Here is a 21,445-nt window from a genome sequence, read left to right as displayed (position 1 = left end):
ATGTGCCGCCAGTGTAGCGGCGCCTGGCCGAATCCCGTGTAACCGGCACCCGGCCCGCGGCCGAGCTCAGTCGGCCAGGTTGCGGCCGTGGTAGAGCTCTTCGATCTCACGCTTGAGCCGGGCCTCGACCTTCATCCGTTCCTTGAACGACAGGTTGCGGGCCTTTTCCTCGAACAGGTACTTGTCCAGGTCGAAGTCCTGCAGGTGCATCTTGGTGTGGAAGATGTTTTCCTGGTAGACGTTGACGTCGAGCATCTCGTAGCGGCTGCGCACGTTCTTGGCCAGGTAGTCCTGGATCGAATTGATCTTGTGATCGATGTAGTGCTTCTTGCCCTTCACGTCGCGGGTGAAGCCGCGCACGCGGTAGTCCATGACCACGATGTCCGACTCGAAGCTCTCGATCAGGTAGTTCAACGCCTTCAACGGCGAAATCACCCCGCAGGTGGCGACGTCGATGTCGGCGCGGAAGGTGGCGATGCCGTTGTCCGGATGGGTTTCCGGATAGGTGTGCACGGTGATGTGCGACTTGTCCATGTGCGCGACCACCGCGTCGGAGATGACGCCCTTGGCCTGGGACTTGTCGATCACCGGCTCCTCGGAGATCAGGATCGTCACCGACGCGCCCTGCGGATCGTAGTCCTGGCGGGCGATGTTGAGGATGTTGGCGCCAATGATCTCGGCCACATCCGTCAGGATCTGGGTCAGGCGATCGGCGTTGTATTCCTCGTCGATGTATTCGATGTACCGCTGGCGTTCGTCCTCGGAGACGGCGTAGCAGACGTCATAGATGTTGAAGCTCAGCGCCTTGGTGAGGTTGTTGAAGCCTTGCAACCGCAGGCGAGGCAGTGGTTTGACCACGGCGGGCGTCCCTCTTGGGGGAATGGGAGAGGCGGAATTATGGGCCAAATCAGCTTTCAACGAAATGTCCGGCTTGGCAAAGCCGGCAATGAGCGGTTCGGGGGCCCCTCCTGCCGCCTTTTCCGCGCCGCTGTGACGCAGAGCGGCAGTTATTGACCCACAGGGTTTGCCGTTGATGGGCAAATCGGACTAAGCTCACTGAATTGCCTCGTAACGTCCTCATGAACTTGAATTCTTCCGTTCCGCTTCCGGCACGTGCTGCCATCAGTCCGCTGAAACCCGACGCCGCGGCCCTGGATCGCTTCCTGGTTCATAGCCATCGTCGCCGTTACCCCGCCCGCACCGATGTCTTCCGTCCGGGAGACCCGGCCGGCACGTTGTATTACGTGGTCAGCGGCTCGGTCAGCATCATCACCGAGGAAGACGACGACCGCGAACTGGTGCTGGGTTACTTCGGCCCAGGCGAGTTTGTCGGCGAGATGGGCCTGTTCATTGAATCCGACCGTCGCGAGGTGATCCTGCGCACCCGGACCACCTGCGAACTGGCCGAGATCAGCTACGAGCGGCTGCACCAGCTGTTCACCGGCTCGCTGTCGGCGGACGCCCCGGCACTGCTGTATTCGATTGGCGCGCAACTGTCGCGCCGGCTGCTGGACACCAGCCGCAAGGCCAGCCGGCTGGCATTCCTGGATGTCACCGATCGCATCGTCCGTACCCTGCATGACCTGGCCCGGGAACCGGAGGCGATGAGTCATCCGGAAGGTACCCAGCTGCGGGTCTCGCGGCAGGAGCTGGCAAGACTGGTCGGCTGCTCGCGCGAGATGGCCGGGCGGGTACTGAAGAAGCTGCAGGCCGATGGCTCGCTGCATGCCCGTGGCAAGACCGTGGTGCTGTACGGCACCCGCTGAGGACGCGGCCCGCGGCACCGGTGGCCGCGGGCGATTGTGATTCCTCGTTAGCTCGATATGCCTTTTTGGCACAAGCGGCCCGGCGGAAACCGGCCGGCTGCCGGGTAAGCTTCCGATTCCTCAACGAAGGCTGCCGCCGACTGGGTTGTCTGGATGGAATTCGGAAGCGAGTTTTACTGGTTCATCGCCATCGGCCTGGCCGCGCAGCTGGTCGACGGTGCGCTGGGCATGGCGTTCGGCCTGGTGTCCTCGTCGGTACTGCTGAGCCTGGGCCTGCCGCCGGCGGCAGTCAGCGCCAGCGTGCATGCGGCCGAGGTCTTCACCACCGGCGTCTCGGGTGCCTCGCACGCCTACTTCCGCAACATCGACAAGCGCCTGTTCTGGCGGCTGGCGATCTCCGGCTCGGTCGGCGGTGTCATCGGCGCCTACGTCCTGACCCGCCTGCCGGGCGAGCTCATCCGACCCTTCGTCTATGTCTACCTGCTGGCCCTGGCGGTGCTGATCCTGCTGCGCTCGGCCGGGCGCTTCCTGCCCCGTGGCGAGGTCCGCAAAGTGCGCACGCTGGGATTCTTCGCCGGGCTGATGGACGCCAGCGGCGGCGGCGGCTGGGGGCCGTTGGCGACCTCGACCCTGCTGGCCGGTGGCGGCAAGGCCCGCACCACCATCGGTACGGTCAATGCCGCCGAGTTCGTCATCACCCTGGCGGTCTCGATCACGTTCTTTTTCTCGATCGGCATCCAGCATCTGGAAATCGTCCTCGGCCTGTTGATCGGCGGGGTACTGGCCGCACCGCTGGCCGCCTATCTGGTCAAGCACGTGGCCGAACGCGTTGTGCTGGTCGCGGTCGGGCTGCTGGTGATGTCGATCAGTCTGTACCAGATTGGCAAGGCCTGGTTGTTCTGAGCCCAGCAAACGCCTCAACCAGCGGTTCTGCGGCCATCCGTGCTGGCTGGCATCGGCCACGCGCGCACCTGCGGGCGCGCCCTGTTCAGCAGCACGCCAATGGCCAGCAGCGACCGCAGCGAACATGGCTGACACGCCCTAAGATTGGCGCATCGCCACCGGAGTCACAAGCCGATGAAATGCCCCAAATGCAGCCACCCGATGGAATTGCTGGTCCTGCTGGAGGCCAGCGCGCACCGCTGCACCCATTGCAAAGGCCTGTGGTTCGAAATGATGGCCCACGAAACCCTGAAGAGCCACGCGCGCGAACTGGATACCGGCGATGCCGCTGTGGGCGAACAATGCAACCAGGTCGATCGCATCACCTGCCCGGTCTGCATCGGCCAGCGTGAGCTGGTGCGGATGGTCGATCCGCAGCAGCCGCACATCTGGTTCGAGAGCTGCAAGTATTGTTACGGTCGTTTCTACGATGCCGGCGAATACCAGGACTTCGTCGAGCATGACCTGTTGGATCTGCTCAAGGACTGGAAGACCCCGGTGCGCGAGTGAACGGCAGGCCGCCAACCCCAGCCGCGGGCCTGCGCATCCGTCGCTTCCGCGCTGGTGACGAGGCGGCGCTGCTGGCGGTGTTCCAGTCGTCGATCCGCCAGATCGCCAGCGACTTCTACAGCGCCGAACAGATCGACGCCTGGTCGCCGGCCACGCCCGCGGGCGATCCGGACTGGGCTGCACGGATGACCCGGCTCGACCCGTTCGTCGCCGAACTCGATGGCAGCGTGGTCGGCTATGCGGATCTGCAGGACAACGGCTACATCGACCATTTCTTCGTGTCCGGCGAACATCCGCGGCGGGGTATCGGCCGGGCCCTGATGCAGCAACTGCACGCGCATGCGGCGACCTTGCAGCTGGCCGAACTGAGCGCCGATGTCAGCCGCAGCGCCGAGGCGTTCTTCGCCAGCGCCGGCTTCGAGGTGGTTGAACGACGCATGCCGGTCCGGCATGGGGTGACCATGGCCAACGCGCTGATGCGCAAGCGGCTGGCGCCTTGACCTCGCTGATCCGGCGGCTGATCCGGCAGCGGCTCAGTCCAGCGGCTGGCCGCCGCGGTCGTGGCAGCCCCAGTTGAGAATCGGGGTACCGGCGGGCAACACCTCGTGGAACAACGCCACCCGCTTCGGCTTGGGATTGACCACCACCGGCGAGCGGGCAGCCTTCAGCAACGGCAGATCGGCGGTGCTGTCCGAATAGGCCACGGCGATGTCGGCATAGCCCAGCTCGGCCAGCATGCGCATCTTCTCGACGTTGTGGCAGTGGCGCTTGGCGGTGATCGCGCCCAGTTTCGGACCGACCAGGGTGCCGACCACCGGCACGTCTTCGTGGGCAACAAAGGCCAGGATTGCGCGGGCCAGTTCCGGCGGCGCGCCAGTGGCCACCACTACCCTGTCGCCGGCGCGGCGATGGCCGGCAAAAACCTCCAGTGCGTGCGGTAACAGGCGGGCACGGATGGAGGCCTCGTGGGTGACCACGTAGCGATCGATCCAGCGGTTGAACTCCTGCGCGCCGCGCATGCCGAAGCTGGCAATCCACACATAGCCGGAAATGCCGTAGCGCCGGGTCGGCAGCATCGCCACCAGCGGGCCGAGCAGCGGGGTCAGCAGCAGCGCCATCAGCAGCCGCAGCGGATTGCGCTTGATCAGCCAGGCAAACAGATGGCTGCCGGAGTCGCCGTCATACAGGGTGTGATCGAAATCGAACACCACCAGCGGCGCGTCGGCCGCCGGCGCCGGATAGCCGGCACCGCCTTCCATCGCCGGCTTCATGAAAAAAACATCTCGCGCAGCGCATCGCCGGGCTCCGGTGCGCGCATGAAGGTCTCGCCGACCAGGAAACCATGCACACCATTGCCGCGCATCAGGGCCACGTCATCGCGCTGCAGGATGCCGCTTTCAGTGATCAGCAGACGGTCGCGCGGCACCGCATCCTTCATCGCCAGGGTGGTCTGCAGCGATACTTCGAAGCTGCGCAGATTGCGGTTGTTGATGCCGATCAACGGCACCGGCACCTGCAACGCGCGTTCCAGCTCATCGATGTCATGCACTTCCACCAGCACGTCCATCTCCAGCTCCATGGCCAGGCTGGACAGGCTGACCAGTTGTTCGTCATCCAGCGCGGCAACGATCAGCAGGATGCAGTCGGCACCCAGCACGCGGGCCTCGTAGACCTGGTAGGGATCGATGGTGAAATCCTTGCGCAGCACCGGCAGCGTGCAGGCCTCGCGCGCCTGTTGCAGATAGGCATCGGAACCCTGGAAGAAATCGACATCGGTCAGCACCGACAGGCAGGCGGCACCGCCGAACTCGTAGCTCACCGCGATATCGGCGGGGTGGAAGTCAGGCCGGATGACGCCTTTGGAGGGACTGGCCTTCTTGACCTCGGCAATGACCGCGGCTTCGCCCTGGGCAATCATCGCCTGCAGCGCCTGGGCAAAACCGCGTGGCGGCGGCGCGCCGTCGACGCGTGCCTTCAGTTCTGCCAACGGCACCCGTCCGCTGCGCTCGGCGATTTCCTCGCGTTTGCGGGCGAGGATGGTAGTGAGGATATCGCTCATCGAAATTCCGTGATGCGCCGTGCCGGGGCACTGGCGGGGAATGCACTCATTCCCGGTTGCAGCCATGAGCGCGCGCCGATCCGGGCACGCGCGGTGGGGGGTGATCGTACCAGTCCTTGCCACGGCGCTCGCAGGGCGGCTCGCCGAAGGCCGGCCGGTCATTGCCGGCGATCAGTGGATGGCTGCCCGCCATCGCGCCGCCAGCGGTGTCCATTCAGGCGGCCAGCGCACGGGTGGTGGCGATGAAGGCGTCCAGCTGCGCACGGGCCGAACCATCGGCCAGCACCGCGCGCGCGCGCGCGATGCCTTCGGCGATGTCATCGGCCACGCCCGCCACGTACAGCGCGGCGCCAGCGTTGAAGGCCACGATATCCAACGCCGGCCCGGGCTTGTTGTCCAGTACGTCCAGCAGCATGGCCTTGGACTCGGCGGCATCGGCCACTTTCAGGTTGCGGCTGGCCGACATGGCGATACCGAAATCCTCCGGATGCAGTTCGTACTCGCGGACCACGCCATCACGCAGCTCGCCAACCAGCGTGCCGGCACCCAGCGAAAGTTCGTCCATGCCATCGCGTCCCCACACCACCAGTGCGCGCTCGGCTCCGAGCTCTTCCAGCACGCGGGCCTGGATGCCGACCAGATCCGGGTGGAACACCCCCATCAGGATGTTCGGCGCGCCGGCCGGGTTGGTCAGCGGACCGAGGATGTTGAAGATGGTGCGCACGCCCATTTCTCGGCGCACCGGCGCCACCACTTTCATCGCCGGGTGATGCACCGGCGCGAACATGAAGCCGATGCCGCAGCGCTCGATGCTCTGCGCCACCTGTTCCGGGGCCAGGTCGATCGCCGCGCCCAGGGTTTCCAGCACGTCGGCGCTGCCCGACTTGGACGACACACTGCGATTGCCGTGCTTGGCGACTTTGCCGCCGGCCGCGGCGACCACGAAGATCGAACAGGTGGAAATGTTGAAGGTATGCGAACCGTCACCACCGGTACCGACGATATCGACCAGATGGGTCTTGTCGGCGACGTCCACCGTGCGCGAGAACTCGCGCATCACCTGGGCGGCGCCGGCAATTTCACCAACGGTTTCCTTCTTGACCCGCAGCCCGGTCAGGATCGCCGCGGTCATCATCGGGGTCACTTCGCCACGCATGATCTGACGCATCAGCTGCACCATTTCGTCATGGAATATCTCGCGATGTTCGATGGTGCGTTGCAGGGCTTCTTGGGCGGTGATCGGCATGGGTGTTCCTTTGCGGGGTGACCGGGTCGTGCATGGGCAAGCCGGTGATCAGCGTGTCATTGCGACCAGGCGATTCAGCGTTGCAGGAAGTTCTTCAGCAGCGCATGGCCGTGTTCGGTCAGGATCGATTCGGGATGGAACTGCACGCCTTCCACCGGAAACTGGCGATGGCGCAGGCCCATGATTTCCTCGAAGCTGCCATCTTCGTTCTCGGTCCAGGCGGTGACTTCCAGGCTGTCCGGCAGTGAGTCTTTTTCGACCACCAGCGAGTGGTAGCGGGTCGCCTCGTACAGATCCGGCAGCTGCGCGAACACGCCCTGGCCGCGATGGCGGATGCGCGAGGTCTTGCCATGCATGATGCGACCGGCACGGATGACTTTGCCGCCATACACCTGGCCAATGCTCTGGTGGCCCAGGCAGACGCCGAGGATCGGCGTGGTCTGGCCCATGCGTTCGATGATCTCCATCGACACCCCGGCTTCATTGGGTGTGCAAGGGCCGGGGGAAATGACGATGCGTTCGGGTGCCAGTTTCTGGATCTGGTCCACGGTCATCGCGTCGTTGCGCACCACCTTGACCTCGGCGCCCAGCGATTGCAGGTACTGGACCAGGTTGTAGGTGAAGCTGTCGTAGTTGTCGAGCATCAGCAGCATGCAATCACTTCCGGGTCTTCTGCAGGTAGTCGGGGTGGTCGGCCAGTCGTATCAGCGACCAGTTCGACGAGTTTGAGTAGCCTGGCATACCGTAGGCTGGTGGCGCCTGGACATGCTCTATTCCAAAGGCGGCCATATCGGCCGGCAACAGCGTCCAATTGCACTTGCACCCCAAGTCCTGGCCAATGACGGTGACACGTGCGTCGATACCAAGCTCACGGTAAAAATCAGCCTGTCGATGGCGGATCCGCTTGACGTACTGTCGCAGCATTTTCTGCACCACATGCCTGGCATACCAACGCTGAAAGATATTGGGCTGCGCCGGCCCGTCTTCCACGACAGAAGTGCCGGGGGCGGAGTCCAAGTCGTCAAATCCTTTCTGGATCGCGGAGCCATGCCATATGACCAGCGCACCTGGCTTGATGGATTTTCGATCAGCGGCGGCAAATACGTAGTTCGCGCACGAGGATGCACAGCCGCTTCCCATCACCTCGACATCAAGCCCATGCTGGCGTACCAGTTCGCCCAGATCCATCCCGGCATCGATGCTGCCGCCGGGTGAATCGATGGCCAGCCCGGCGACGCCCGGCTGCTGGACCAGCAGGTCGGCCACCCTGGCAACGGCGTCAGCGTTGATCTCGCCGCGGTAGACCAGAGTGTCCCCTTGCAAGGTCAGCATCACCGGTTCCGCAGGCGGAGCGGCCTCAGTGGACCCGGCTGCCTGCCAGGTGATCACCGCTGAATACATGAACAACGTGGCGAGAATGCCGAGGCTCATGCGCGCACCTCACAAGCCCCTGGCCGCTTCAGCCACCGCGCGGAACAGTGCCCTGCCCTTGTTCATGGTTTCGTCCCATTCCTTTTCCGGGTCCGAGTCATAGACGATGCCGGCGCCGGCCTGCACGTGCAGGCGGCCATCCTTGATCACGGCGGTGCGGATGGCGATGGCAGTGTCGGCTTCGCCATGCCAGCCCAGGTATCCGATGCTGCCGGCATAGACGTTGCGCTTGATCGGCTCCAGCTCGCGGATCACTTCCAGCGCGCGGATTTTCGGCGCGCCGCTGACGGTGCCGGCCGGGAACGTCGCCCGCAACACATCGGCATAGCTCAGGTCCGGTAACAGCTTGCCGGTGACTTCGCTGACGATGTGCATGACGTGGCTGTAGCGCTCGATCACGAACTGTTCGCCGACCTGCACGCTGCCGGCCTCTGACACCCGGCCGGCATCATTGCGGCCCAGATCGATCAGCATCAGGTGTTCGGCGCGCTCCTTGGGGTCGGCCAGCAATTCGGCTTCCAGCGCCAGATCTTCGTCATGGGTGCCGCCGCGCGGGCGGGTACCGGCAATCGGCCGCACGGTAACCTGGCCCTGGCCGTCGGCATCGCGATCCAGCCGGACCAGGATCTCCGGCGACGAGCCGACCACCTGCACGTCACCGACATCGAGGAAATACATGTACGGCGACGGATTGAGCGCGCGCAACGCGCGGTAGACATCCACCGGACGCGCATTGAACGGCACGCTCAGGCGCTGGCTGAGCACGACCTGGAATACGTCACCGGCGCGGATGTACTCCTTGGATTTCTCGACCGCGGCAATGAAGCCCTCGCGGGTGAAGCCGGAAACGAAATGGCTTTCGTCGAGCACATCGCGGGTGATGGGTTGCGGATAGCCGGCGCCCAGCTGGCGCAGCTTGCCGCTGAGCTGGTCCAGGCGTGCCTGGGCGTTGTCCCAGGCGTCGGCCTCGCCAGGGTCGGCATGCACGATCAGGTACAGCCGTCCCTTCAGGTTGTCGAACACCGCCAGTTCCTCGGACAGCATCATCAGGATGTCCGGCGTGCCCAGTTCGTCCTTCAATTGCCCCTGCGCCAGCCGGGGTTCGATGTAGCCGATGCATTCGAAGCCGAACCAGCCGACCAGCCCGCCCGTGAATCCAGGCAGTCCTGCCAATTGCGGCACCCGGTAGGCACTGCGCAGCACTTCGATTTCGGCCAGCGGGTCGGCGACCTCGCGGGTCTGCACCAGGGTGTCGCCATCGCGGATGGTCAGGGTATGGCCATCGAAACGGATGACCCGCCGCGCCGGCAGGCCGATGATCGAATAGCGGCCAAAGCGCTCGCCGCCTTCGACCGATTCCAGCAGGTAGGTATGCGGCCCGTCGGCCAGTTTCAGGTAGACCGAAAGCGGCGTGTCCAGATCGGACAGCACTTCACGGACAACGGGGATGCGGTTGAAACCTTCAGCAGCGTAGCGCTGGAACTGTGCGTGCGAAATCAAGCGGGCTTTCCTTCCTGGACATCATGGACACGGGGGCATGGCAGGCGACGGCAACGGGCCACCATCGCCACGAGCGGCGTGCAGGAGTCAGGGAAAGCGGGCGCGTGGAGGTGAACACGGGGCTACTTTACCCCATCATTTGCCCGAATGCTGCAACAGCGGACTGTCGCTGGGAAGATGCATGCGCAGCCGCTTTGGCACGCAATCGATGCGGAACCGGCGCGCCTGGATCGGCTCGCCATCGAGGTTGAGCGCGAACGCGTCGGTTGATTCCAGTTGCAACCACTGGCTGCGGCTGCGCACGCTCAGGCGCTCGGCCACGCCGCTGGCGCCTTCGGTGATCAGCGTGCCCAGGCCGACGTTCTGCTGCCTGAGTTCGTCGCTGGAATGCTCCGGCAGCAGCACGATGTCCATCAGGCCGTCGTTGATCAGCGCATCCGGACACATCTGCTGTCCGCCACCGGCCTGGCGCCCATTACCGACGCCCAGGGCGACGATGTCGCCTTCCCAGGCGAAGCCTTCCGCGCGTACGGCGATGGTCAGTGATTCGATCTTGCCCAGTTGGGCCAGCCCGGTCAGTACATAGGCGGCGCCGCCGAGGCGCTTCTTCAGCCCGGGATTGGTTTCCATGGTGATGCGGGTACCGAAGCCGCCGCTGGCCATGTTGATGCACCAGCGCTGTTCGCCGTCGCCCTCGACCTTCAATGCATCCACCGCAACCGGCGTGCTGGCCACCAGCATCCGCAGCGCCGGCTCCGGTGTCAGCGGAATGCCCGCGGCATGGGCGAAGTCATTGGCCGTGCCCAGCGGCACCACCGCCAGCGCCGGCAGGTCATCGGCCCCACGCGGGTCCTGGGCCAGCGCGTTGCCGACCGCATTGATGGTGCCGTCCCCGCCGGCGGCAATGACCGTGTCGGCACCGGCTTCCAGCGCCTCGCGCACGTAGCGCTCGGCATCGCCCGGCTCCCAGGTCACCCGCACATCCAGGACGACACCCTCTTTGCGCAGCGCCTGCACGCTATCGCGCAGCGGCTCGTTGTCGGTGGCTTTGCCGTTGAGTATCAGAAACCAGTGAGATTTGGGCATGGACAAGTCCGACGGGGGAAACGTCCAGCCTATCGGGGCAAGCCGTAAAGCCGCGTCGCCAAGATTCACACTGCAGCCGGCTGCGGTCATCCGATTGTCATCATCGCGGGGTAGCGTGGAAGGCCATAGCAGGGACGACGGGCGGAGGCAGGATCAGCCTCCAATATCGCGAACGGCGGCCAATCGGCCGCCGTTTTTCTGTCGGTCCCGCTGGATCTCAGCCTCGAGCCGCCACGGCCTTGCGCATCAGGCCGATGACCTCGGCATAGTCGGGGGCGTTGAAGATTGCCGAGCCGGCAACGAAGGTATCAGCGCCGGCGGCGGCGATGTCGGCAATATTGTCGGCCTTGACCCCACCGTCGATTTCCAGCCGGATGGCACGGCCACTGGCGTCGATTTTCTCGCGCACCCTGCGCAGCTTTTCCAGCGTCGAGGGGATGAAGGCCTGGCCGCCAAAGCCGGGATTGACCGACATCAGCAGCACCATGTCCAGATCGTCCAGCACCCAGTCCAGCACATCGACCGGGGTCGCCGGGTTGAGCACCAGCCCGGCCTTGCAGCCATGCGACTTGATCAGCTGGATGGTGCGGTGCACGTGCTGGCTGGCCTCGGGATGGAAACTGATGATGCTGGCACCGGCCTCGGCGAAATCCGGGACGATGCGGTCGACCGGCGAGACCATCAGGTGCACATCAATCGGTGCGGTGACGCCGTGCTTGCGCAAGGCCTGGCAGACCATCGGGCCGATGGTGAGGTTGGGCACGTAATGGTTGTCCATCACGTCGAAATGCACCCAGTCGGCACCGGCGGCGATGACGTTATCCACTTCCTCGCCCAGCTTGGCGAAATTGGCGGACAGGATGGACGGGGCGATGATGCAGTCGGACATGGGATTTCCCGGCAGGGGCGCGTACAAGCTCAGCGCTTGCGGCGCAGTTTCTGGATGCGGTCGTAGGCGGCGTTGATTTCACCGGCCTTGAGTTCGGCCTGGCGGCGCAGCTCTTCGGCGGCACCGGCCATGCGGTCGGGGTGGTACTGCGAAATCAGCTTGCGATAGGCCTGGTCGATTTCAGCCTCGCTGGCGTCCTCGGTCAGGTTGAACACCCGGTACGGGTTGTCACGGCTGAGCTTGAACCAGTCCTCGTCGAAGGCGTGGCCAATCAACAGCCCGACCAGCGCGCCGACCGGGTGGCGCATCAGCAGCCATCCGGCCACGAAACCCAGCAATTTTCCGTACCAACGCTTCATCGGGGGCGGTTTCCTCAACAATGCGCGCCATTTTACGGCACACAGGCCCCACATCGCCGTACACTACGCGGCCCGGTCGGAAATCCGGGTCCCGCCGCGGCCACGCCCGGCCGGAATCCGAACCCCATCGGGACATGCTCGAAGGCCCGGCCTTCGTCGATGTTGCTCAAGTGGCGCCTGTGCGCCTGTGCCCGAAGGAGTGTTTGTGCCCACGACGTTGCTTCAATCCGATCTCCCCGGCCTGCCGTTGCGCCACCGCGGCAAGGTCCGCGACGTATTCGACATCCCGCGTGAACGCCTGCCCGCCGACACCGCCGCCCAGCACAACGGCGACTACCTGCTGATGGTCGCCACCGACCGCCTGAGCGCCTTTGACGTGGTGCTGCCCGACCCGATCCCCGGCAAGGGCGAAATGCTCTGCCAGATTTCCAATTTCTGGTTCGCCAAGACCGCGCACCTGATGCCCAATCATCTGACCGGCATCGACGTCGCCAGCGTGCTGCCGGACGGTGTCGACCCCACCCTGTATGCCAAGCGCGCGGTGGTCACCAGGAAACTCAAGCCGGTGCCGGTCGAAGCGATTGCCCGCGGCTACCTGATTGGCAGCGGCTGGAAGGATTACCAGCGCACCGGCAAGGTCAGCGGCATCGCCCTGCCCGACGGCCTGCGCCAGGCGGAAAAGCTGGCCGAGCCGATCTTCACCCCCTCGACCAAGGCCGCGGTCGGTGATCATGACGAGAACATCGACTTCGATGCGATGGTCAAGACGGTTGGCGCCGAACTGGCCGAACGCGTGCGCGATGCCACCCTGCGCATCTACCACTACGCCGCCGACTACGCTGCCGAGCGTGGCATCCTGCTGGCCGATACCAAGTTCGAATTCGGTACCGACGCCGACGGCCGCCTGTACGTGATGGATGAAATGCTGACCCCGGACTCGTCGCGCTACTGGCCCGCCGATCTGTACCAGGTCGGCAGCAGCCCGCCGAGCTACGACAAGCAGTTCGTGCGCGACTACCTGGAGACGCTGGACTGGAACAAGACCGCGCCCGGTCCGCGCCTGCCCGCCGAGGTCATCGAGCGCACCCGCGCCAAATATGCCGAGGCACTGCAGAAACTGGCCGATATCCAGGTCGACTGATATCCACGTCGGCAGCGCGTGATGCGCTGCCGTTGGCGTGGCGGCGGCTTCGGCGCTAGCGTAATACCTGACAGGCGCCGGCAGGTGCATACTGCGGCAACCGCAGATCATCCTGGGAGGGATGGATGAGTACCCAGACGCAACGCGATGTCGACCGCTGGTTCGCCAGCTATTCCAGCGACCACCGCAACGACACCAACCAATGGATCCATGTGTTCGCGGTACCGGCGATCCTGTGGTCGGTGATTGCGCTGCTGTGGTGCATCCCGGTGTTCGGTACCTGGCTGCAGTCCGGCATCTGGGCGGCGCTGGCGATGTTCGCGTCGTGGATGTTCTATTACAGGATGTCGCGCCCGCTCGGCCTGGGCATGCTGGCGATCTTCATCACCCTGTCCTGGCTGACCCGCTGGCTGTACGCGCAGTTGGGTGTAGCCGGCCTGCTGCAGGCGGCCATCGGCGTGTTCGTGGTGGCCTGGATAGCGCAGTTCGTCGGCCACAAGATCGAAGGCCGCAAACCCAGCTTCCTCACCGACATCACCTATCTGCTGATTGGCCCGGCGTGGGTGCTGGCCAAGCTGTATCGCAGGCTGGGCTGGAAATACTGAAGCGCCCGCTCGTGCCAGCTACAGGACAAACCCGCGCGGCGCGTAACCGAAATCCGCGCGCGCGGCGCTGTCGTCGAATACCAGATCCTCGCCCAGCCGGCTGATCGCCGCGTCGGTCAGCCCCTGCAGGCGGCCACTGGCGCGTGCAACCTTGACCGCCAACCGGAATACCGGCATTGGCAACCGCCACAGCCGCGCCGAGGGCGCCAGCGCCCGCAGCGTACGCGCGACCATTTGATCGTAGGGCAGCGCTTCAGCGCCCGGCAGCGCATACGCTTTGCCGCCAGCGGCATCGCAATCGAACACTGCCAGCGCCGCTGCCGCCAGATCCTCCACATGCACCGGCTGGCGCAGGCCGCTTGCACCACTGGGCAGGATGAAAAAGCCACTGCGTCTGGCCATTGCGGCGATCCGGCTGATGTTCTGGTCACGGCCACTGCCGTATACCAGCGTCGGGCGCAGCAGGGTGGCGACGGCCGAGCGCTGGCTGGCGGTGGCGAACACGCTGGCTTCGGCCTGGTGCAGCCGCAGCGCCAGGTCACCCTCATGGGCGTCGAGGGATGTCTGCTTGGTCTCCAGGCTGGTCGAACCAAACGCAATCACGCGCGGACAGTCGATCGACGATGCGGCGTACCAGCGCGCGAAGGCATCCAGTGGCCCCATGCTGAAGATGCAGTCCACTTGATGCGGCAACTCACCGGGATTGTCCAGTTCGCCCGCCAGCCACTGCAGGCCCGGCCGTGACTGACGCGGCTGTCGCGACAGCGCGCTGATCCGCCAGCCTGCCGCCAGCAACCTGGCAACCGCGGCCTCGCCGATCTGGCCGCTGCCGCCCATCAGCAGCGCGTGTCGATCAGTGTTCGCCGCCATCGTCCGTTGGCTCGACATGCACACCCTGGCTGTCGACCTGCTTGCCGGTCGGCAGCCGTGGACGGGTATCCATCATCAGTGACAACGCGGCCTTGGCCATCATGTGCGCGCTGATCGGTGCGGTGATGAACACGAACACGGTAATCAGCAGTTCGCGTGGTTGCAGGCCTTCGCCCAGCAGCGCGTGATAGCCCATCGACGCCAGCAGGATGCAGCCCACGCCCAGGGTGCTGGCCTTGGTCGGGCCATGCAGGCGCTTGAAGAAGTCGTCCAGCTTCACCAGACCCAGCGAACCGACGAAGATGAAGAAGCTGGAAACGACCAGCAAGGCCACCAGCAGGAATTCGACCGCGCTGTTCATTCGACGATATCCCGGCGCAGCACGTACTTGCTCAGCACCACCGTGCTGACGAAGCCCAGCACCGCGATGATCAAGGCGATCTCGAAATTGATGGTCGTGTCCGTATACATGCCGAACAACATCAACTCGGCGATGGCGGCGATGCTCAGGGTATCCAGGCCGAGGATGCGGTCCGGCACGGTCGGCCCACGCACCACCCGCCACAGCGCCAGCAACATGGATATGCCGACGACGATCATCGAGCCGACGATGGCAATCTGGATCATGGGAATATCTCCATCAGCGGTTTCTCATAACGCTGCTTGATCTCGGCGATGACCGCATCGGGGTCTTCGACGTGGAAACAATGCACCAGCAGGTAATCACGGTCCGGCGACAGCTCCGCCGACACCGTGCCCGGGGTCAGGGTGATGATGCTGGTCAGTGCGGCGATGCCGTGGATGTTGCGGATGTCCAGCGGCACCCAGATGAAACCGGGCTTGATCGCCGACTCCGGGCCGAGGATGCGCAGCGCGACTTCAATATTGGAGCGGACGATGTCGTAACCGACCACGACGATCATCTTAGGCAGCCGCCGCAGGCTGCCGATGCGGGCGAACTCACGATCCAGTCGCGCGGCGAACAACGGCATGCAGATGCCCAGCAGCGCGGCCATCAGCAATGCCGCAGGGCCGACGTTGCCAACCAGCAACAGCCAGAAACCGGACACGGTCAAGGTCAGCAGGGGCGAAGGCAGCAGGCGCTTGATCATGGCGATGGCTCCCGATGCAGTGGCGCGCTGTGACGGATGTCGTCAATCATTGCCGCTGGATCCAGGATCTGGCTGGCGGCGGCGCGGGTGTAATTGCTGATCGGCCCGGCCAGCACCGTCATCACGATGCCATAGCCCAGCAGCAGCACCACCGCGCCGGTCTGCACCCAGGGCACCGGATCGGCGCGCGCGCCATCGCCCTCCGGTGCCACCCGCCAGAACATCCGGCTGCCGGCCCGCGCCAGCGCGGTCACCACCATGAAACTGCTCAACAGCAACGCCGTCCACACCCACGGCGTATCCACCGCCGGCGTGGCCTGCATCAGCATCAATTTGCCGAGGAAGCCGGACAACGGCGGCAACCCGGCCACCGACACCGCCGCCAGCAGGAACAGCAACGCCGGCAGGGTTTTTTCCGGCATCGGCGCGACCACCTGCAGCCAGTCCTGGGCACGGCCGCGCCGCCGCCGCACGATGTCGGCCAGCAGGAACAGCGCCGCCGCCACGAACGTGCTGTGGGCGAGGTAATAGAGGCCGGCGCCGATGGTGTCGACCCGCTGCAGCGCGAACGCCACGAACAGGGTCGCCGCCGACACCAGCACCAGGTACGCCACCAGCGTACGCAGCCGTGCCGCCGCCAGCACGCCGACGCCGGCCAGCAGCAGCGTCAACATGCCCAGGAACAGCAACGCCTGCCAGGCAAAACCCGACAACAGCCCGGCACCGAGCACCAGCGTGCCAACCCGCAGCACCGCGTACAGGCCGACCTTGGTCATGATCACGAACAGCGCCGCCACCGCCGCCGGCGCCCGGCCATAGGCCTCGGGCAACCAGAAATACAGCGGCAGCAACGCGGCCTTGGCACAGAACACCACCAGCATCAGTCCCAGTGCCGCCTGCAGCAGCCTGGCGTCCTGCGGGGAAACCTCGCTCAGGCGCAGACCAATCTCGGCCATGTTCAACGTGCCGATCAACCCGTACAGCAATCCCAGTGCAATCAGGAACAGGGTCGAGGCCATCACGTTGAAGGCCACGTAATGCAGGCCGATGCGCATCCGCGCGCGGCGGCCGCCACTGCCCATCAATCCATACGACGCGATCAGCAGGACCTCGAAGAACACGAACAGGTTGAAGATGTCGCCGGTCAGGAATGCGCCGTTGATGCCCATCAACTGCAGCTGGAAAAGCGCGTGGAAATGCGGCGCGCGCCGGTCCCAGCCACCGCAGGCGTACAGCAGGCAGGCCACCGCCAGCAGCGCTGTGGTCAGCGCCATCATCGCCGACAACCGATCCAGCACCAGCGCGATGCCCAGCCGTGCCGGCCAGTCGCCGAGCAGGTATACCTGCACCGTGCCGTCGCTGGCCTGCACCAGCAAGGCAATGCAGACGGCGAGCAATGCCGACACACCCAGCCAGGACACCAGCCGTTGCACGACGATGCCGCGACGCTCGCTCATCAATACCAGCGCGCCGGTCAGCAGCGGCAGCAGGATTGGCAGCACCACCAGCGGATTCACGCGTCGCCTCCCTGCGAGGCCGCCGACCCGCCGCCGGCGTCGCTGGCGGCAACTGGTTGCGGTGCCGCGCTGGCCGGATCATTGCGGCGCCCATCGACATGATCGCTGAGGTTGTCGCCGCGGCTGCGGATCGCCATCACCAGCGTCACCGCGGTCATCGCGAAGGCGATCACGATGGCGGTCAGCACCAGTGCCTGCGGCAGCGGGTCAACGTAGTGGTCGAGTGTCGGCGCCACGCCTTCGCGCAGCACCGGCGCCTTGCCAACGAACAGGCGGCCGGCGGAGAAGATCAGCAGGTTGGTGGCATACGACAACAGGGTCAGGCCCAGGATCACGTCGAAGCTGCGCGCACGCAGCAGCAGGTAGATGCCGCCGGCGGTGAGGATGCCAATCGCGCTGGCCATCGCCAGTTCCATCAGCGTACCTCCCCGGTCCTGGGCGAACGCTGCGACGGCTGGATGGTGCCGCGTTGCGACGATTTGCGTTTGGACGGCTTGACCGTCCCCATCATCGACAGGATCAACATCGCGCCACCAAACACCACCAGATACACCCCTATGTCAAAACCCATGGCACTGGCCAGGCCGAGATGACCGAGCCACGGCACCTCCAGATCGAGATGGCCACTGGTCAGGAATGGATAACCCATCAGCATCGGCACCAGCCCGGTCAGCGCCGCGATCAGCAGGCCAACGCCGATGCAGGCGATGTAGTTGAAGGCGAATCGCGATTCGACCGATGCCATCCCCTGCACCACGTACTGCATCAACAACGGTACCGCCAGCACCAGTCCGGCGACGAAGCCGCCGCCCGGCGCATTGTGGCCGCGCAGGAACAGGTATACCGACACGGTCAGCGCCAGCGGAAACAGGATCTGGGTCAGGTCGGCCGGTACCGGCAACGGCACCGGTCCGCCCGGCATGCGCTTTTCCGGTGCCATCCGCGAGTGCCGCAGCAATGCATGCACGACCAGCGCGGCGATGCCGAACACGGTGATTTCACCGAAGGTATCGAAACCGCGGAAGTCCACCAGGATCACGTTGACCACGTTGCTGCCGTAGGCTTCCGGCAGCGACCGCGCCAGCAGTTCGCCGGCAATGGTGTCGGCTGGGCGGGTCATCACCGCATAGGCCAGCGCGGCCACCCCGGTGCCGGCGACGATGGCGATGGCAGCGTCGCGCCAGCGTCGCAGCGCTGACGGCTCCGGCGGCGACGACGACGGCAGGTAGTTCATCGCCAGCAGCATCAGCGCCAGCGTCACCATTTCCACCAGCAACTGGGTCAAGGCCAGGTCCGGCGCCGACAACAAGGCGAAGGTCAGGCTGACGATGACACCGATCACCCCCATCACGATCACTGCCAGCAGGCGCTGCCGGTGCAGGCGCACGGTGAACGCGGTCGCCGCGACCAGCATCAGCCACAGCAGCCAGCCGAGTGCCGGCAGGTTGTCCAGGCGCAGCTGCGGCCAGTCCAGATCACCCACGAAAGGCGCGCCGGCCGCGACCATTGCCGCCAGCACCAGCCACAGCAGGCTGCGTTGCAGACTGCCATTGACCCACAGTTTGTTGAAGCGGCTGGCCAGGCGGAAAGTCTGTTCCTGGTTCAGATGGAACAGCCATCGCCCCTGCGAGCGGGTCATGATCGCATGCAGGTCGAGCAGGCGACGCAGACCGAAGTACAGCGCGATGCCACCGACCATGCCGCCGACGCTCATCAGCAACGGCAGGTTGAAACCATGCCAGACCGCTAGGCTGTAGCTGGGCATGTTGGCACCGAGGATCGCGCGCGCGGCGGTATCCAGCACCGGCGCGATGGTCCAGGCCGGGAAGATGCCTACCGCCAGGCACAGCACCACCAGTATCTCGACCGGAATCTTCATCCAGCGCGGCGGCTCGTGCGGAATGTCCTCCAGCGCGCGCGGACCGCGCCCGAAGAAGGTCTCGTAGACGAAGCGCAAGCTGTAGGCCACGCCAAACACGCCGGCCAGGAATGCGGCCACGATCATCGCGATGCGCATGCCACCGTGATGCTGGATGTCCAGCGCCTCGGCGAAGAACATCTCCTTGGACAGGAAGCCGTTGAGCAGCGGTACCCCGGCCATCGCCAGCGAGGCGATGATCGCCAGCGCGCTGGTGAATGGCAGGTAGTGGCGCAGGTTGCCGAGCCGGCGGATGTCGCGGGTGCCGGTTTCATGGTCGATGATGCCCGCGGCCATGAACAGCGACGCCTTGAAGGTGGCGTGGTTGAGGATGTGGAACACCGCCGCCACCGTCGCCATCGGTTCCGACAAGCCGAACAGCAGCGTGATCAGGCCGAGGTGGGAAATGGTCGAATACGCCAGCAGCCCTTTCAGATCATGCTGGAAGATCGCGTTCCATGCGCCCATCACCAGCGTGATCGCGCCGACTGCGCTGACCAGATAGAAGAACAGATCCGTGCCCGACAGCACCGGGTGCAACCGCGCCAGCAGGAACACGCCGGCCTTGACCATCGTCGCCGAATGCAGGTACGCCGACACCGGGGTTGGCGCGGCCATGGCATGCGGCAGCCAGAAATGGAACGGGAACTGCGCGCTCTTGCTGAACACCCCCAGCAGGATCAGGCACAGCGCGGCCGGGTACATCGGGCTGTTGCGGATCAGGTCGCCGGCGGCGAATACCGCATCCAGATCGTAGCTGCCGACGATGCGGCCGATGATCAGCACGCCGGCCAGCAACGCCAGTCCGCCACCGGCAGTGATGGTCAACGCCATCCGCGCACCTTCGCGGGCATCGCGGCGATGCGACCAGAACCCGATCAGCAGGAACGAACTGATGCTGGTCAGTTCCCAGAACACCACCAGCAACAGCAGGTTGCCGGCCAGCACCATGCCCAGCATCGCGCCCATGAACAGCAGCAGATAGGCGAAGAAGCGCGGGGCGCTGTCCTGCCGGCTGAGGTAGTAATGCGCATACATCACCACCAGCGCGCCGATCAGCAGCACCAGTCCGGCGAACATCCAGGCCAGCCCGTCCAGCCGCAGCGAAAACACCAGATCGACCTGTGGAATCCAATCGTGCTGGCTGCTGACGACCTGGCCGGACATCACCGCCGGGGTCAGCGTCAGCAGGATAGCCAGGCCCAGCAGCGGTGCGGCAGCGGCCAGCCAAGCGGTGACGCCGCGCGGCACGTCGCGCAGCAGGGCGACCACCACCGCCATCACGAATGGCAAGGCGAGCAGGATTTCCAGAGAGGGGTTCATCAACAACCTTTGGTCTTGCAGGGAATCAGATTCACGAGCAACACCGGAGTCTATCAGGCCGCCCGGCGGCCTCCCCAAACCGATCTTCAGGCTGGGCTGTCAAGCCAGCAGCAATGCCAGCTCCAGGATCACCCAGCCTGCAAACGCCAGCAGCAGGACCATGCCCTCGCCCTTGCTGATCCGCAGGTCGCCGCGCAGCAGCGGATACATCAACAGCACCAGCGCGATCGCCGCCGGCAGTTCCAGCTTGACGAAGGATTCCGGCAACGGCAGCGGCCGGAATGCGGCCATGCCGCCGACGATGACCAGCAGGTTGAACACACTGGAGCCGATGACATGGCCAGCCACCATGTCGCCGTGACCGCGGCGGGCGGCGGCAATGGCTGCGGCCACTTCCGGCAACGCAGTGCCGATCGCCACCGGCAGCAATCCGACCATCAGCGGGGTCAAACCCCAACCCTGGCCCAGCACCTGGGTACTGGATACCACGTACTTGGCGCCGAAATACAACAGCGCCGAGGCCACCAGCACGCGCAGCAGATTCATCCACAACGCCGAGTGGGTGCTGGCAAAGGCGGCAATGCTGGCGCGCACGTCGGCCTGTTCGCGCGGTGCGCGCCACAGCGCCAGGCCCAGCAGCACGACGAACAGCAGCAGCAACGACAGGCCTTCGCCGCGGCTGATTGTTCCATCCAGGCCAAACAGCATCAGCAGCAATGAGGCCAATGCCAGCAGTACCAGTGCCGGTGACAGCAGCCGCAGCCGGATCAGCACCGGTGCGGCGACCGCTGCCGCGCCCAGGGTCAGGCCAAGGTTGACGATGTTGCTGCCAATGGCATTGCCCAGCGCCATTTCATCGGCACCGGTCCATACCGCGCGCGCATTGACCGCCAGTTCCGGCAGCGAGGTGCCGAAGGCCATCAGCAGCAGACCGGCCACGAACGGGGTCAGGCCGATGCGCTGCGCCAGCCCGGCCGCTCCCTTGACGATCGAATCTCCACCCAGCCCCAGCAGCAACAGGCCCAGCAGGAAGTATCCCCATGCTTCCATCATGATGATGGCTCCTTATCCAGCCGCACCCGGCAAGCGCTCATTCTATGCCGCTGCCCGCCGCTTGAACCAGCCACGTTGACCGCCGGCGCCAGGCCGGCGGTCAATCAGGGCACCGCCG

At 65.1% G+C, this 21,445-nt stretch carries 24 protein-coding genes; 6 read left to right on the top strand and 18 right to left on the bottom strand.

Annotated features, from left to right (window positions below; genetic code table 11):
• Positions 1-66: 66 nt before the first annotated feature.
• Positions 67-858 (bottom strand): adenosylmethionine decarboxylase, encoded by a 792-nt coding sequence (gene speD, locus ABB29_RS08995; RefSeq protein WP_057658297.1) that lies wholly within the window; start codon positions 856-858, stop codon positions 67-69.
• Positions 859-1,079: 221 nt separating this feature from the next.
• Here speD and crp point away from each other — a divergent pair, with 221 nt between their 5' ends.
• The 4 genes from crp to ABB29_RS08975 all read left to right on the top strand — a co-directional run bounded on the left by crp (position 1,080) and on the right by ABB29_RS08975 (position 3,718).
• Positions 1,080-1,766, top strand: a complete 687-nt coding sequence (gene crp / locus ABB29_RS08990; RefSeq protein WP_057658296.1) for a cAMP-activated global transcriptional regulator CRP — start codon at positions 1,080-1,082, stop codon at positions 1,764-1,766.
• 153 nt (positions 1,767-1,919) lie between these two features.
• Complete coding sequence (locus tag ABB29_RS08985) at positions 1,920-2,669, top strand: sulfite exporter TauE/SafE family protein (RefSeq protein ID WP_057658295.1); 750 nt, start codon at positions 1,920-1,922, stop codon at positions 2,667-2,669.
• 174 nt (positions 2,670-2,843) lie between these two features.
• Positions 2,844-3,218: a TFIIB-type zinc ribbon-containing protein gene (locus ABB29_RS08980; RefSeq protein WP_057658294.1), complete on the top strand. Its 375-nt coding sequence runs from the start codon at positions 2,844-2,846 to the stop codon at positions 3,216-3,218.
• On the top strand, positions 3,215-3,718 hold the full coding sequence (locus ABB29_RS08975; RefSeq protein WP_211260716.1) for a GNAT family N-acetyltransferase: 504 nt from the start codon (positions 3,215-3,217) through the stop codon (positions 3,716-3,718). Before ABB29_RS08980 ends, ABB29_RS08975 begins: the two co-directional genes overlap by 4 nt.
• A gap of 33 nt (positions 3,719-3,751) precedes the next feature.
• Here ABB29_RS08975 and ABB29_RS08970 read toward each other — a convergent pair whose 3' ends face one another.
• From ABB29_RS08970 to ABB29_RS08930, 9 genes are all read right to left on the bottom strand, one after another.
• A complete protein-coding gene (locus ABB29_RS08970) occupies positions 3,752-4,477 on the bottom strand; it encodes a haloacid dehalogenase-like hydrolase (protein WP_057658293.1) in 726 nt (241 codons plus the stop codon).
• Between the two features lie 8 nt (positions 4,478-4,485).
• Positions 4,486-5,277, bottom strand: coding sequence for an indole-3-glycerol phosphate synthase TrpC (gene trpC / locus ABB29_RS08965; protein WP_057658292.1), 792 nt, complete (start codon positions 5,275-5,277; stop codon positions 4,486-4,488).
• A 214-nt stretch (positions 5,278-5,491) separates the two neighbouring features.
• A complete protein-coding gene (trpD, locus tag ABB29_RS08960) occupies positions 5,492-6,523 on the bottom strand; it encodes an anthranilate phosphoribosyltransferase (RefSeq protein WP_057658291.1) in 1,032 nt (343 codons plus the stop codon).
• A 74-nt stretch (positions 6,524-6,597) separates the two neighbouring features.
• Positions 6,598-7,176 carry an anthranilate synthase component II gene (locus ABB29_RS08955; RefSeq protein ID WP_057658290.1) on the bottom strand — a complete coding sequence of 193 codons (579 nt, stop codon included), beginning with the start codon at positions 7,174-7,176 and terminating at the stop codon, positions 6,598-6,600.
• A gap of 4 nt (positions 7,177-7,180) precedes the next feature.
• On the bottom strand, positions 7,181-7,954 hold the full coding sequence (locus tag ABB29_RS08950; RefSeq protein ID WP_057658289.1) for an ATP-dependent Clp protease proteolytic subunit: 774 nt from the start codon (positions 7,952-7,954) through the stop codon (positions 7,181-7,183).
• A 9-nt stretch (positions 7,955-7,963) separates the two neighbouring features.
• Positions 7,964-9,454: an anthranilate synthase component I gene (gene trpE / locus ABB29_RS08945; RefSeq protein WP_057658288.1), complete on the bottom strand. Its 1,491-nt coding sequence runs from the start codon at positions 9,452-9,454 to the stop codon at positions 7,964-7,966.
• A gap of 135 nt (positions 9,455-9,589) precedes the next feature.
• Positions 9,590-10,540, bottom strand: a complete 951-nt coding sequence (yegS, locus tag ABB29_RS08940; RefSeq protein ID WP_057658287.1) for a lipid kinase YegS — start codon at positions 10,538-10,540, stop codon at positions 9,590-9,592.
• Between the two features lie 217 nt (positions 10,541-10,757).
• Positions 10,758-11,429: a ribulose-phosphate 3-epimerase gene (gene rpe, locus ABB29_RS08935; RefSeq protein ID WP_057658286.1), complete on the bottom strand. Its 672-nt coding sequence runs from the start codon at positions 11,427-11,429 to the stop codon at positions 10,758-10,760.
• A gap of 29 nt (positions 11,430-11,458) precedes the next feature.
• Entirely contained in the window at positions 11,459-11,788 is a 330-nt protein-coding gene (locus tag ABB29_RS08930) for a J domain-containing protein (protein ID WP_057658285.1), read from the bottom strand.
• Between the two features lie 205 nt (positions 11,789-11,993).
• Here ABB29_RS08930 and ABB29_RS08925 point away from each other — a divergent pair, with 205 nt between their 5' ends.
• Both ABB29_RS08925 and ABB29_RS08920 read left to right on the top strand, forming a co-directional pair.
• Entirely contained in the window at positions 11,994-12,929 is a 936-nt protein-coding gene (locus tag ABB29_RS08925; RefSeq protein WP_057658284.1) for a phosphoribosylaminoimidazolesuccinocarboxamide synthase, read from the top strand.
• A gap of 125 nt (positions 12,930-13,054) precedes the next feature.
• The gene (locus tag ABB29_RS08920) at positions 13,055-13,534 is read left to right on the top strand and encodes an Mpo1 family 2-hydroxy fatty acid dioxygenase (RefSeq protein ID WP_057658283.1); all 480 of its coding nucleotides are present in this window, start codon (positions 13,055-13,057) and stop codon (positions 13,532-13,534) included.
• An 18-nt stretch (positions 13,535-13,552) separates the two neighbouring features.
• Here the strand turns inward: ABB29_RS08920 and ABB29_RS08915 are convergent, their stop codons facing one another.
• The 8 genes from ABB29_RS08915 to ABB29_RS08880 form a co-directional block, all read right to left on the bottom strand.
• Positions 13,553-14,404: an NAD-dependent epimerase/dehydratase family protein gene (locus tag ABB29_RS08915; protein ID WP_245622586.1), complete on the bottom strand. Its 852-nt coding sequence runs from the start codon at positions 14,402-14,404 to the stop codon at positions 13,553-13,555.
• Positions 14,388-14,765 carry a Na+/H+ antiporter subunit G gene (locus tag ABB29_RS08910; RefSeq protein ID WP_057658281.1) on the bottom strand — a complete coding sequence of 126 codons (378 nt, stop codon included), beginning with the start codon at positions 14,763-14,765 and terminating at the stop codon, positions 14,388-14,390. Before ABB29_RS08910 ends, ABB29_RS08915 begins: the two co-directional genes overlap by 17 nt.
• Positions 14,762-15,031 (bottom strand): K+/H+ antiporter subunit F, encoded by a 270-nt coding sequence (locus ABB29_RS08905; protein ID WP_057658280.1) that lies wholly within the window; start codon positions 15,029-15,031, stop codon positions 14,762-14,764. Before ABB29_RS08905 ends, ABB29_RS08910 begins: the two co-directional genes overlap by 4 nt.
• Entirely contained in the window at positions 15,028-15,516 is a 489-nt protein-coding gene (locus ABB29_RS08900) for a Na+/H+ antiporter subunit E (protein WP_057658279.1), read from the bottom strand. The genes ABB29_RS08905 and ABB29_RS08900 overlap by 4 nt, the downstream gene beginning before the upstream one ends.
• Positions 15,513-17,033, bottom strand: a complete 1,521-nt coding sequence (locus ABB29_RS08895) for a monovalent cation/H+ antiporter subunit D (protein ID WP_057658278.1) — start codon at positions 17,031-17,033, stop codon at positions 15,513-15,515. The genes ABB29_RS08900 and ABB29_RS08895 overlap by 4 nt, the downstream gene beginning before the upstream one ends.
• Positions 17,030-17,449, bottom strand: coding sequence for a Na+/H+ antiporter subunit C (locus ABB29_RS08890; protein WP_057658277.1), 420 nt, complete (start codon positions 17,447-17,449; stop codon positions 17,030-17,032). The genes ABB29_RS08895 and ABB29_RS08890 overlap by 4 nt, the downstream gene beginning before the upstream one ends.
• Positions 17,449-20,274, bottom strand: coding sequence for a monovalent cation/H+ antiporter subunit A (locus tag ABB29_RS08885; RefSeq protein WP_057658276.1), 2,826 nt, complete (start codon positions 20,272-20,274; stop codon positions 17,449-17,451). Before ABB29_RS08885 ends, ABB29_RS08890 begins: the two co-directional genes overlap by 1 nt.
• A 99-nt stretch (positions 20,275-20,373) precedes the next feature.
• Positions 20,374-21,327 carry a sodium:calcium antiporter gene (locus tag ABB29_RS08880; protein WP_057658275.1) on the bottom strand — a complete coding sequence of 318 codons (954 nt, stop codon included), beginning with the start codon at positions 21,325-21,327 and terminating at the stop codon, positions 20,374-20,376.
• Positions 21,328-21,445 lie beyond the last annotated feature (118 nt).

This window comes from Pseudoxanthomonas dokdonensis (assembly GCF_001431405.1).
Taxonomy (GTDB): Bacteria; Pseudomonadota; Gammaproteobacteria; order Xanthomonadales; family Xanthomonadaceae; genus Pseudoxanthomonas_A; species Pseudoxanthomonas_A dokdonensis.
This window is presented reverse-complemented; position numbering and strand designations above follow the sequence as displayed.